This window comes from Streptomyces sp. NPDC008092, from assembly GCF_042957285.1.
In the GTDB taxonomy this organism is placed as follows: Bacteria; Actinomycetota; Actinomycetes; order Streptomycetales; family Streptomycetaceae; genus Streptomyces.
Map to the genome: position 1 here is coordinate 403,620 of NZ_JBIBHY010000001.1, position 12,326 is coordinate 415,945.

Annotated in this window: 6 protein-coding genes and 2 pseudogenes; 6 read left to right on the top strand and 2 right to left on the bottom strand. The window is 70.7% G+C overall.

Annotation, left to right across the window (positions count from 1 at the left end; genetic code table 11):
• Positions 1 to 4: 4 nt before the first annotated feature.
• Genes ACFZB3_RS01735 through ACFZB3_RS01745 form a run of 3 tightly spaced genes read left to right on the top strand, consistent with a single transcriptional unit; the run spans position 5 to position 5,104 of the window.
• On the top strand, positions 5 to 2,194 hold the full coding sequence (locus ACFZB3_RS01735; RefSeq protein ID WP_391368028.1) for an MMPL family transporter: 2,190 nt from the start codon (positions 5 to 7) through the stop codon (positions 2,192 to 2,194).
• 22 nt (positions 2,195 to 2,216) lie between these two features.
• Positions 2,217 to 3,458: an MFS transporter gene (locus ACFZB3_RS01740; RefSeq protein ID WP_391368031.1), complete on the top strand. Its 1,242-nt coding sequence runs from the start codon at positions 2,217 to 2,219 to the stop codon at positions 3,456 to 3,458.
• Between the two features lie 23 nt (positions 3,459 to 3,481).
• Positions 3,482 to 5,104 carry an FAD-dependent oxidoreductase gene (locus ACFZB3_RS01745; RefSeq protein ID WP_391368034.1) on the top strand — a complete coding sequence of 541 codons (1,623 nt, stop codon included), beginning with the start codon at positions 3,482 to 3,484 and terminating at the stop codon, positions 5,102 to 5,104.
• Between the two features lie 213 nt (positions 5,105 to 5,317).
• Here ACFZB3_RS01745 and ACFZB3_RS01750 read toward each other — a convergent pair.
• Positions 5,318 to 5,512: pseudogene (locus ACFZB3_RS01750) on the bottom strand (CorA family divalent cation transporter); the annotation flags it as partial.
• Positions 5,513 to 5,783: 271 nt separating this feature from the next.
• Between ACFZB3_RS01750 and ACFZB3_RS01755 the strand changes: the two are divergent.
• Positions 5,784 to 6,143: pseudogene (locus ACFZB3_RS01755) on the top strand (DUF5655 domain-containing protein); the annotation flags it as partial.
• Between the two features lie 749 nt (positions 6,144 to 6,892).
• The gene (locus tag ACFZB3_RS01760; protein WP_391368037.1) at positions 6,893 to 7,819 is read left to right on the top strand and encodes a DUF3592 domain-containing protein; all 927 of its coding nucleotides are present in this window, start codon (positions 6,893 to 6,895) and stop codon (positions 7,817 to 7,819) included.
• 495 nt (positions 7,820 to 8,314) lie between these two features.
• On the opposite strand, the gene ACFZB3_RS01765 is transcribed toward ACFZB3_RS01760, so the two are convergent.
• A complete protein-coding gene (locus ACFZB3_RS01765; protein ID WP_391368040.1) occupies positions 8,315 to 11,488 on the bottom strand; it encodes an AAA family ATPase in 3,174 nt (1,057 codons plus the stop codon).
• Between the two features lie 101 nt (positions 11,489 to 11,589).
• Between ACFZB3_RS01765 and ACFZB3_RS01770 the strand changes: the two genes are divergently transcribed.
• Entirely contained in the window at positions 11,590 to 12,153 is a 564-nt protein-coding gene (locus ACFZB3_RS01770) for a hypothetical protein (RefSeq protein ID WP_391368043.1), read from the top strand.
• Positions 12,154 to 12,326 lie beyond the last annotated feature (173 nt).

Consider the following 12,326-nt stretch of genomic DNA (forward strand, 5'->3'; position numbering starts at 1 on the left):
GGCGGTGTCGGTGTTCGAGAGGTGGGGGCGGACGACGGTCCGCCGACGGTGGTGGGTGATCGGCCTGGCCGCGGCCCTCCTGGCGTTCGGCGGCATCTGGGGCACGCGGGTCTTCGGCTCGCTGACCACCGGAGGGTTCGACGATCCGGCCGGCGAGAGTTCGCGCGCGGCCGCACGTGCCGAGGCGACGCTCGGCCGGACCGGAAACGACGCGGTGGTCCTGTACACCAGCCCCGGCACGACGGTCGACGACCCGGGGTTCCGGCGAGCCGTCACCCGGACGCTCCAGGCGCTTCCCCACGACGTGGTGACCCGGACCGTCACCTACTGGAGCACCGGCAGCCCCGCCCTGGTCAGCCACGACCGGCACGCCACCTACGCGGTGCTGACCCTGGCCGGCGACGACGAGGCGCAGCGCGGCGAAGCGCTGGACGGGATCGAGGACGAACTGGCCGCACCCGGCCTGCGGACCCGGGTCGGCGGCCCCACCACCGTCGACCGTGACATCCGCGAGCGGGTCGCGGCGGACATCGCCTTCGCCGAGACGATCTCCGTACCGGTGCTGCTCGTGCTCCTGGTCGTCGTCTTCGGCAGCGTGGCCGCGGCGAGCCTGCCGCTCGCGATCGGTGCTCTGGCCATCCTCGGAGCGTTCACCGCGCTGCGCGTGACGACCTACCTGACCGACGTCTCGGTCTTCTCGGTCAACGTGGTGACGATTCTCGGGCTGGGCCTGGCGATCGACTACGGCCTGTTCATGGTCGGGCGGTTCCGGGAGGAGATCGCCCGCGGGCTGGGTGTCGAGGACGCCGTCGCCCGCACGATGGCCACCGCCGGCCGTACGGTCGCGGTCTCCGGCGTCACCGTCGCCGTCTCGCTGGCCGGACTGCTGATCTTCCCGATGTCCTTCCTCCGCTCGATGGGCCTCGGCGGTCTGTCCGCGGTCGTGGTGGCGATGGTGGCGGCACTGACCGTGCTGCCCGCCCTGCTCGCCGCCCTCGGCCCCCGGGTCGAGGCGCTCTCGGTACGACGGCTGATCCGCCGCCCGCCGCCGGCTCACCCGCAGGACGAGGTCGCGCACGGGTTCTGGTACCGGCTCGCGCACAGCATCATGCGCCGCCCGGCCGTCTACGCGACCGCGGTGCTCGCGGTCCTGCTGCTGGCCGCCGCGCCGTTCCTGCGCGTCGAGTTCGGCGGTATCGACCCGAGGGTGCTGCCGACGGGCACCGAGAGCCGTGTGGTCTCGGAGACCCTCGACCGGGACTTCGTCCGGAACGGCCAGGTGCCCATCGAGGCGATCGTGACCTCGTCGGACCGGGCCGGTCTGGAACGCTACGTCGACGCCGTCCGGACGGTCGACGGGGTGTCCGGAGCCGAGGTCACAGGCAGGTCCGGCGACGTCGCCCGGGTCACGGTCAGGTACCAGGGCGACCCCATATCGCCCCGGTCGCGGGATCTCGTGAGCCGGATCCGGGCCGTACCGGCACCACCGGGTGGTGAGGCACTGGTGGGCGGCCAGACCGCGCAGCTGGCCGACCAACTCGACGCCGTGGGCCGTCTGCTGCCCTGGATGGCGCTGATCATCGGCGGCGCCGGCTTCGTCCTGCTGTTCCTCGCCTTCGGCTCCGTGGTGCTGCCGGTCAAGGCGATCGTCATGAACATCCTGTCGCTCGGCGCCTCGTTCGGCGCACTGGTCCTGATCTTCCAGGACGGCCACCTGTCCGGCCTGTTGCACTTCACCTCCACCGGGACGCTGGAGGCGACCCAGCCGATCCTGGTCCTCGCGGTCGTGTTCGGGCTGTCGATGGACTACGAGGTCTTCCTGATGTCCCGGATCCGCGAGGAGTACGACCGGACCGGCGACAACACCGCGGCGGTCGCGGTCGGGCTGCAGCGCAGCGGCCGGATCATCACCAGCGCCGCGCTGCTCATCCTCGTCGTGATCGGGCTGTTCTCCGTCTCCGGAATCACGTTCATCAAGCTGATCGGGGTGGCGATGCTCATCGCCGTCCTGGTGGACGCGACCATCGTCCGGGCCCTCCTGGTACCGGCCACGATGCGCCTGCTGGGAAACGCGAACTGGTGGGCACCGGCGCCCCTGCGGCGCTTCTACGCCCACCACGGCATCCGCGAAGACGACGGCCCGCCCCCCGCGCCCGACCCCCGTCCCGCACCGGCCCGTACACCGTCCGACTGACCCTCCCACCGAGGACGAGACGATGCATCAGCACGCATACGACCGTCAGTGCACTGCCGAGGAGAAGCGGCACACCACCGCGAAGTCGCCCGTCAGGAACCCGAAACTGACGTTGTTCGCACTGGCGTTGGGCACCTTCGCCATCGGCGCCGGCGAGTTCGGCAGCAACGGCATCATCCAGCTGTTCGCGTCCGATCTGAAGGTGTCCGTTCCGGTCGCCACCTACGCGATCACCGCGTACGCGTTCGGGGTGATGATCGGCTCCCCGGCGATCACCCTGCTCGCCGCCCGGGTCAACCGGCGCACTCTGCTGCTCGGCCTGATCGGGCTGTTCCTGGTCGGCAACGGGCTCTCCGCCCTGGCGCCGGACATCGTGCTGTTCGTCGTCTTCCGGTTCGTCGCGGGCAGCGTGCAGGGCGCGTTCTTCGGCGCCGGGGCCGTCGTCGCCGCGTACGTGTACGGGCCGGGCAGGGGCGGCAAGGCGTTCGCCACCGTGATGGGAGGACTCACCGTCGCCACCATCGCCGGGGCGCCGCTCGGCACCTTCATCGGCCAGCACGCCGGCTGGCGGGTCATGTACGGGACCGTGGTCGCCGTCGGCCTGCTCGCCGGAGCCGCCCTGCTGGCCTGGCTGCCGCGCACCGACGACCTGCGCGGCAGCTCCCTCACCGGCGAACTGGGCGCCCTCCGGCGGCGGGACGTCTGGCTGATGGTCACCGTCGCGGCGCTCGGCATCTCCAGCATCTTCGCCGTCTACACGTTCATCGGCCCGTTCGTCACCGACGCGGCACTGCGGGACGCCTCGCTCATCCCGGTCGCGCTCGCCGTCTTCGGCCTCGGCATGGCCGTCGGCAACCACGTCGGCGGACGTGTCGCCGACCGGTACGAGAACCGCGGTCTGATCGCAGGCTACGGCGGCGCTCTGCTGTTCCTGGTGGTGATCGGCGTGGCGGGCGACAACCTGGTGGTTCTGCTGCCCTGCCTGTTCGGCGTCGGCGCGACCATGATGTTCGCCATCCCCACGATCCAGGTCCGGCTGACCGGTTTCGCACCGGACGCCCCGACCCTGATGGGAACGCTCAACCTGGCCGCCCTCAACCTCGCCAACTGTCTCGGCGCGATCGGCGGCGCGGTCGCCCTCGACGCCGGCTGGGGGACCTTGTCCACCGTGTGGGCCGGCTTCGTCCTCACCACCGCGGGTCTGCTCCTGTACGTCATGACCGTCGCCCGGGTGAAGCCGGCGCCCGTTCCGGCACACGCCTGAACAGCTCGACTCGGAGGATTCACGTGAACGACGGCGCGGCACAGCGCGGTCCGGTCCTGGACGACGAACAGTTCCGCCGTCTCGCCGAATACGGCGAGGAGGAGCACGCCGAGCCCGGCCGGGACCTGTTCACGTCCGGCGACGACACCTACGACTTCTTCCTGCTCCGGTCGGCGACCGTGGACATCGTCCGGGACGCGACGGCGATCGAGCCGGAACGTCTGATCTACCGGGGCGGCCCCGGAGACTTCCTCGGCGAGCTCAACCTGCTGACCGGTCAGCACGTCTACCTGACCGCCCGGGTGGTGTCCGCCGGGACGGTCGTCCGGATCCGGGCGGCGATGCTGCGCCGGGCCCTCGCCGAGCAGGTCGACATCGCCGACACGCTGATCGAGGCGTTCCGGGAACGGCGCGACGTGATCCGCGGCGCGGCAGGCAACGCCCTGGAACTCGTCGGCCGGCCGTACGCCGCGGAGACCCTGGACCTGCGTACCTATGCGACGCAGATGCTCCTGCCGCATTCCTGGCTCGACGCGGCCTCGCACCCCGGACGCTCGCTGATGAGCGTGGCGGGGCTCGGCGAGGACGACCTCCCGGCCGCGATGGTCAACGGTTCGCCGCTGCGGCGGGCGACGCCCAGAACTCTGGCCGAGGTGCTCGGTCTCACCTATCGGGCCGACGGGCGTCCGGTCGATCTCGTCGTGGTGGGCGCCGGCCCGGCGGGTCTGGCCGCCGCCGTGTACGGGGCGTCCGAGGGGCTCGCCACCGTACTGCTGGACCGGGCCGGGCTCGGCGGCCAGGCCGCCAAGAGCGCCCGCATCGAGAACTACCTGGGCTTCCCGCACGGAGTCAGCGGCGAGGGCCTGACCCGTCTGGCGATGGTCCAGGCGCTCAAGTTCGGGGTACGGATCCACTCGCCCTGCGCGGTGGCCGGCCTGGACCTCTCCGAGGAGCGACGGCCGGCCGTCCTGCTGGAGGACGGCACACGCATCCGGTGCCGCGCGGTGATCGCCGCGACCGGGGCGCACTACCGGCATCTCGACCTGCCGCAGTGGACGACCTTCGAGAAGTCCGGTTGCGTCCGGTACGCCGCGACCGAACTGGACGTCCGAGGCTATGAGGACCAGCCGGTGACGGTCGTCGGCGGCGCCAACTCGGCGGGGCAGGCGGCCCTGTCCCTCGCCGCCCGTGGTGCGACGGTGGATCTGATCGTCCGCGGCGCCGATCTCGGAGCGCGGATGTCGTCGTACCTGACCGACCGGATCCGAGCGCATGCGCGGATCCAGGTCCGCACGAGCAGCACGATCCGCGAACTCGGCGGCGACGACACCCTCGCGTCGATCGTCGCCGAGAGGTCCGACGGTCGGCGGGACCGGCTGGCCTGCCGCGCGCTGTTCTGCTTCATCGGCGCCGACCCGGTGTCGGGCTGGCTGGACGGCGTGGCCAAGGACCACGACGGCTTCGTCCTCACGGACAGCCGCCTGCCCGCCCAGCCGTTCGGCACGGCCCTGCCGTTCCAGACCAGCGCACCCCGGGTCTTCGCGGCCGGCGACCTCCGTGCGGGCTCGACGAAAAGAGTGGCCACCGCCGTCGGCGACGGCGCCGCCGCGGTCTCCTCCGTCCACGAGGCACTCGCCGGCGACTGACCCGCCCCTCGCCCGCCGCCGATACCGAACGGCCGAGTCGCCAACCGGACGGACACCTCGTGCCGCGCTGCCGACCACGCGCGCGGCCGTCAGCCTCGCAGCCGGGCCGCCGAGAACCCCGGCCGACTACGTCTTCCCGATCGCCGAAAGCGAAGAACTCCGCCCCGGCTCTGTGTGACGTGTTTCCGATCACGCGTCACGCTGGGCGGGGGCTCATCCCTGAAGCCAGTCCCGCCGCTTGAAAATCACGTACAGACTGGCGCATACAACCCCCATCAAGCCGATCGAGAAGGGGTATCCGAACCCCCAGTGCAGCTCGGGCATCTCCCGGAAGTTCATGCCGTAAATGGTTCCGACGAGCGTCGGAGCAAACAGAATCGCGGCCCAGCTGGAGATCTTCTTGAAGTCGCCTACCTGGTGGCGCTGACCTGCGGCGTTGCTGCTGGGAACCTCTCTGGCCTGGGCTGATCCGTCTTTCCGGGCCTTTCACGCTTGTGCCCGGTTACGCAGCCGATTCTCCCCACGCGCTCCCCGGCGCCGCTCATGCTCCCCAGATTCTCCCCAGGGAATGGCCGCGAGCGGGGTCGGTGGGGCGTGCGGGCAGAGCTGCTCCGGTGAGTCCGATGATCACAGGCGGTTGCTGCCGAGGGTTGAGACGAAAGCCGTCGGCAGCCGCTGCCGCCTGGCACGGCGCCAGCCGGTTGCCCGAGCGGTGGCCGACGTCCAGGGCGCGGCGATGATGGAGTGGACGGGCGCGGTCGACGAGGTTCTGCTCGGGCTCGGCGACGGCGTGAACCGGGTTGAGCGCAAGAGCTACCGGGCCTGTCAGCGGCTGCGGAACTTCGCCTGCCTGTACCCGCCGCAGCGCACCAAGCTGCTGGTCCACCTGAAGGCCGACCCGAAGGACGTCGACCTCCCTCCGGGCTTCACCCGGGACGTGTCCGGTCTCGGTCACCGCGGGACGGGTGATCTGGAGGTGCAGATCCGTACGCCGAGGGACGTGGAGCGGGCGCAGGATCTGTTCCGGGCGAGCTGCGCCGATGGCGGTGTCCCAGCCGTAGCCGTAGCCGTAGCCGTAGCCGTAGCCGTAGCCGTAGCCGTAGCCGTAGCCGTAGCCGTAGCCGTCGGCGAGGTGGGTGAGTAGATCCTGCAGCACCGGGGCGGGGTGGAGCCGGTCGCGGTGCGGACCCACATGCGGTCGGAGACGGGTGTCTCGTAGGCGGCTACGGTCCAGGCGGTCTCGATGGCGGGGGCTTCGTGGACGCGTTCGATGCACAGGGTCTGCGACTCGTGGATGGCGTGGGCCGTGTCATCCGACATGGTCCGTTCCCTGTCAAGTTCCGCGTGTTGAGCTGCTGTTGGACTGCGCCGCCGGCCCATGGCTTTGGCAGCGGTTCGTGGCCCACCTGGCAATCCGGGCTGGATCCGACGGTGTTGACGGCAGGGGGTGTGCGGGAGTTTTGGCTCCGGCGTCGACTCTGCCACTCAATTCGGCCGTGCAGCAGAATCCGCCCGGGGAGACCGCAGTCATCGTCTCGTCAATGCGGGACACCAGGAAGAAGAACCGGAAGGAATACCGGAAGTTTTACCGGAACAAACCAAGAGCGCGGGCCCCATGCTCCTGGTCGCGCGCCACCGACCGCGATCAGACCGCGGGATCCTTGCGCATATTTCGGTCGGAACGCGCACACCAAAGGGTGACCACGGCTGAAGGACCGAAGTTGACGCCAGGATTCGGCGCAGGGTAAGACTCCTGACGATTCGAGGGATTGACGTTGAGGGGCAGTTATGTGGTTGATATTCGTGCTATTGCCGCTAGCCGGCCTGCTGGCCGTCGATATCGGCGCCTTCTTGTGGTGGGCACGCCGGAGTCAGCTGCTGAAGAGCGGCGTGCCCACGACCGGCGAGGTCGTGCGGATCAACATCACGGTGACCCAGCACGTCAACACGGCCACGCAGTTGGGCTCTTCCTCCACCACGATTCGCCCGGTGGTGCGCTTCACCACGCAGACCGGTGAGCTGATCACCGCCTCACCGATGCGCAGCGCGGTCGACAAACTCCTGATCCCCGGCGATCCGGTCAACATCCGCTACAGCGCGGGGAACCCGATGCGCTGCGTGGTGGACCAACGCGGCGCCAAGCAGGGCACCGTGCCCATGCTGGCGGGCCTGGTCTTCCTGAACATCTTCCTGATCGGCTTCGCCTCCGTGGGCGGGCGCATCGCCGGGGTGTTGCAGAGCGACGACCAGTCGCTTACACCACCGTCCATCGCCCAGGGGCTCGGCCAGTCGGCCGGTTCCGGGACCGGAAGCCGGACGACGTCCCCCACACCGCTCCCCGCCGCGACGGCCACCGGCGCGTGGTCCGCCGCCGACGGCGCCCTGACCATGACCGTCGTCAAGGTCGTCAACGCCGGCGGGAACGTCAGTCTGACGGTCAGCGCGCACGACGGCGCCGCCGCATCGGTGACCCTGCCGATCTTTTCCAACTTCACCGCGACCGATGGTCAAGGCAACTCCTACACGGCACACCCGCTCGCACCGATCACCGTGCCGGCCGGCGGCACCGTCTCCGACACGCTGACGCTGGATCAGACCGTCCCGACATCGGCGCGGAGCCTGAAGGTCGCGTGGACCCATGTCTTCTCCCAAGATCTGGCACTGAACGGCTCGCTCACCGTCACGGGAGTTCCGCTGCCACATCACTCAGGTTGAACGCACGTCCAGCAGTCCGAGGCACCGGGCGAGAGAGGAGGTCTGGTGCACCGGATGCCGGCTCGGCGCAGCCGGCCTGGGTACCGACGATCTCACCTGCTCTGTCCGGGGTGTGGATGGTCGGCGTCGTCACGGTTGATCTGGTCCCGCCCGCTCGTGTCGGTCACTCCGTACACGAGCGACCACGTCGTCTCGCAGCTGACAGGCGCGGCTCACAGTCCCACCCCAGGCCCACATGACAGTCGGCATCACCACCAACGGCCTTCGGCCGAATGGGCGACGGACGCCATCGGGCCGAACCACAAGATCGACAACAAGCGGCTTTTTGGGCCTACCACGAGCCCCCAAAGGGCCCTTGAGGTAATCGGGAGCGTGAGCCAGAAGCGCACACCTCCGGCGACGTCCGGTTCCAGGCTCCCCGGCGACCGTGACATCCAGGTCCTGGGCAAGCCGACTGGGGTGTGGCGGGAAGCCCGCTGTCGAGCCCCGCGGTACCTACCGGGCGTGGCCGGCTCCCGCCAGGCGCACCAGTTCCGACCGGTTGGTCACCCCCAGCTTGCGGCCCACTCGCTCCAGCATGCCGGTCACGTCCTGCGGAGTCAGCAGCAGTGCCTGGGCGACCTGACGGTCGCTGTAGTCGGCGCCTACCAGCTCCAGCACCCGGTGCTCGGTCAGCGACAGACTCGGGGCGACTGTCGGCGCGGCTCTCGGGCGCACCCCCAGTTCGGTCAGCGCCCGGCGGACCCGACCCGCCAGGAGGACACTGCCGCAGGCATCGGCGAGGTCCAGCGCCTGGGTGAGAACCTGGCCGCTCTGGTGGGTCTCTCCTCTGCGCGACAGCGCGACGCCCAGCTCGTACCGGGCGCGGGCCAGTTCCAGGCGGGCCGGGGACCGTTCCAGCAGGGCGACGGCCTCGCGCAGGAGGGCCTCCCCTTCGGGGCCGCCCGTGACGACCCCCAGGCAGCGCGACGCCAGGCCGATCACCCGCTCGGTGCCCCAGCGGTGGGCCAGCTCCAGTTCCTCGGTGGCCAGTTGAAGTGCGTCGGTCCGCTGTCCGAGCGCCAGGTGCAGCAGCGCCGCCTGCGACCGCCAGGGCGCTCCGGTCAGGTTCGTGACCCGCGTCCGCTTCTCCTGTGCACCGTACTCCAGCAGGACCGTGAGGGCGGCGGCCCGGTTGCCCCGCGCGGCGTATACGCGGCTGCGGGCGAGGAGCATCGGTCCCTGCCACACCCAGCCGCCCCGGTCGGTGTCGGCGTCCGGCACCAGCAGCCGTGCGGCCGAGGCCAGGTCGCCCCGCTCGATCAGCGATTCGCCCACCTGGGCCATCAGCCCCAGCCGTGCCCGCGGCTCCAGACCCTCGCCGTCCGTGACGGCGGGATGTCCGAAGTCCGCGGTGAGCGCGAGCTGTCGACCGCGGCGCGCGTGGACTCTGAGCTGCCAGATCATCGCCGACGACACCATGAGGAACACGCCCCACCGCGCACCGATGTCGGCGATCTGCTCGAACCGCGCGGCCGCGTCGTCGAGACGGTCCGTGGTCAGGAAGACCGTCCCGGCCAGACTCACGAGCAGCTGCGACTGGTCCATGGCCGCCAACCCGCCGCGCAGAGCCCGGTCCAGAAGGCTGTTGGCGACCTCGGCGCCGGCGTCCCCGGCGACGGCCGAGGCGGCCAACGCGGCCAGGACCGCGCACTCACCCGGGGTGTCACCGGCCAGCTTGTGACCCCACAGCCGGTCGGCGAGTTTCCGGGCCGCGGGGAGAGTGGACAGCTGGTCATAGCCGATCAGGAGCAGCTGGGCCTGCAGAAACCACGACACCTCACGGGCCGCCCCGGTGCCGTCGTCGGCCTGCCGCAGGTCCTCCACCGCGCGGGTGAGCACCTCGACGGCGTCCGCGTGCTCATGTTCGAGGAACAGCGCGTTGGCGAGCAGATAGGCCGCATGGGCGCGGGAGTACGGGTCCGTCAACACGGCGGAGGCCTGCGTCAGACGGTGCCGTGCGGCGCCGGCGTCGAGCTGCAACTCGTCCTCGCCCAGCTCCAGCAGCAGCGGACCGCGTTCCTTGCCGGACATCGGCTCCCGCAGCGCCCGGCGCAGATAGCCCGCGGTGATCTCCGGGGCGCCTCGGCCACGCGTGGCCCGCGCCGCCTGCCGCAGGGCCTCGACCCGCCAGGGCTCACCGCTCGGTTCGGCCAGCAGCAGGTGGGCTGCGACCAGGTCGCCGGCCGCTCCCTCGCGGCGCAGCAGTTCGGCCGCCCGCGCGTGTCCGGCGGCCAGCTCCACCGGTCCGACGACGGACTCGGCGATCGCGGCACGGACCAGGGGATGATCGAACCGCGCCGGCTCACCAGGTGCCAGCACACCGATCCGCCGCAGCCGGCGCCCGTGCTCACGAGCCTGCGCCTCGCCCAACTCCGACAGTTCGGCCGCCAGATGCCAGTCAGTTCCGTCCCCCAGCACCACCAGGGCCTCGACCAGCCGCCGGGTCGGCTCCGGCTGGCCGGTCAGCCGCTTGACCACGGTGTCCGCCAGGATCCGGCCGCGGAACTCCTCGACCAGATGGGCCTGGTCTCCCGCGGGCCTGACACCCTGGCCGGCAAGGGTGCGGAGCAACTCGCGCAGCAGCAGGGGGTTGCCCTGGGTCGCCTCGGCGCAGGCGGCGACGAACCGTGGTTCGGCGTCCTGGCCCAGACTCGCCCGCACCAGCCCCGCCACGCTGTCGACGCCCAGAGCCGGCAACCCGACCCGTACGCAGTGCGGCTGGGCGGCGATCCGCTCCAGCAGCGGCTCTGCCCCGGTCCCGCTGTCCGGCCGTGCCGTCAGCACCAGCAGCAACGGCAGACCGCGCAGACGTCGCGCCAGGTACTCCAGCCACCGTAGGGACGGGCCGTCGGCCCAGTGCGCGTCGTCGACCACCAGAGCGATCGGCCCGTCGTCCGTGACATGCACCATCAGCCAGTACAGGCTGTGCAGCAGGCCCTGAGACGCCTCCGACGACAGGCCTCCGGCGTCACCGAGTCCAGCCACCCGCAGGGCGTGCGACGCCGGCTCCGCCGGACCCGAGAGCAGCCGCTCCCGCCCGGCCCGACCGGCCCGGGCCAGCAGCGGCTCGGCCAACTGCCGCAGTACCGAGAAGGCGAAGTCCTGCTCCAGCTCCGCCCCGCTGCCCCGCACCACCGTGATCCCCCGCGACTGCTCGGCCTCCGCCCACGCGTTCACCAGGGAGGTCTTCCCCATCCCCGCGCCCGCCCGCACCAGCACCACCGCACCCCGACCGGCCCGCGCCTCACCGGCCACGCGGTCAAGTACCGCCAGCTGACGGCGACGATCGAGCAGACCTGATTCGGTGGCGCTGTCAGCGGCCGGCGGACCGCCCTGCCGACCGGAACGGTCCGCGGCAAGCAGCGCGTCGGCGTCGGTCAGTCCCAATGCCGTCACCAGCAGCTCCAGCGTGCGGCGCTGCGGCCGCTGCCGACGGCCCCGCTCCAGGTCCCTGATCGACCTGGCCGTCAGCCCGGCGGCCTGGGCGAGTTCCTCTTGTGTCAGCCCTGAAGCCCGGCGCAGATCCCGCAACTTCTCACCGAAGGTCATCACACGCCCCCACAGCCAGCCCAGAACGCCGACCACCGAGAAGACGTGACGGTATGTCGTCGTGCCAATACTGATCATCAACGTCTCGGTAGAACCCTACCGGGGACCACGAGGCCTGCGAGCACGACGTCCGGTGTCCAGGATCCACTGGAGGTGTTTGGTGAACTTTTGCTCCCTGTATGCCAGTTGCTCTCGCAGGTCAGGCCGGCCTCGGCCAAGGCGTCGATGATGCGGTGAGTGCAGGCCGCCTTGATGTCGTTCCCGGTTCCGGGCAGTTCGGCGTAGGCCCGCAACAGGCGGCCGAACGGGTCGGCGAGGGCTTGGACATGCATGCCGCGCTTGCGGTGCCTGCCCGAGTGGAAGGGCCGGTCGGTGGCGATCCGGTCACTGGGCAGCCGGGTGTCGTCCAGGATGACGAACGCCTCGGATGCCGAGTGATCGAGGGCCTGTTGAAGTGTGGGAACCAGCGTGGCCAGGAGGCCCACGGCCTCGCGGATGCAGCGGTGGACCGTGGCCGCACCCTTGCCGAAGGAGGCCGCGAGCCGGGTGCAGGTGTCCCCGGCTCGCCGGGGGACGACCTGCCTGAGACGTACGGTTCGTGGAAGGGCGTGGACAACCGGCTGCGGGCGTGGGCGATCGACGGCATCTGGAAGACGGTGTTCACCGCCCTGACGGAGCAGGCCGACGCGCGATCTCGACGTGTCTCCCTCAGCCGCCTCGGTCTTGGCGGAGTGTCTCCTTGAGTTCCCCGCCATCGAGGTGGAGCTCCCCTGGGACGGTCCGGAGGACGACCGGGAGGAAGAAGTTCCCGCTCTGTCTTCGGCGTTCCGGTCCCGAAGTGCGGTTGCCCTCCGTGATGCTCGGCGTCTGCCTTTGATGTTGATGCCCCAGGTTTCGGCAGGACCGTTGGCCCGTG

What these genes read in the sequence shown, in the direction of transcription:
- ACFZB3_RS01740 (WP_391368031.1), top strand. Translation starts at nt 2,217, where the DNA reads ATGCATCAGCACGCATACGACCGTCAGTGCACTGCCGAGGAGAAGCGG.
- ACFZB3_RS01760 (WP_391368037.1), top strand. Translation starts at nt 6,893, where the DNA reads ATGTGGTTGATATTCGTGCTATTGCCGCTAGCCGGCCTGCTGGCCGTC.
- ACFZB3_RS01765 (WP_391368040.1), bottom strand. Translation starts at nt 11,488, where the DNA reads ATGATCAGTATTGGCACGACGACATACCGTCACGTCTTCTCGGTGGTC.
- ACFZB3_RS01770 (WP_391368043.1), top strand. Translation starts at nt 11,590, where the DNA reads ATGCCAGTTGCTCTCGCAGGTCAGGCCGGCCTCGGCCAAGGCGTCGAT.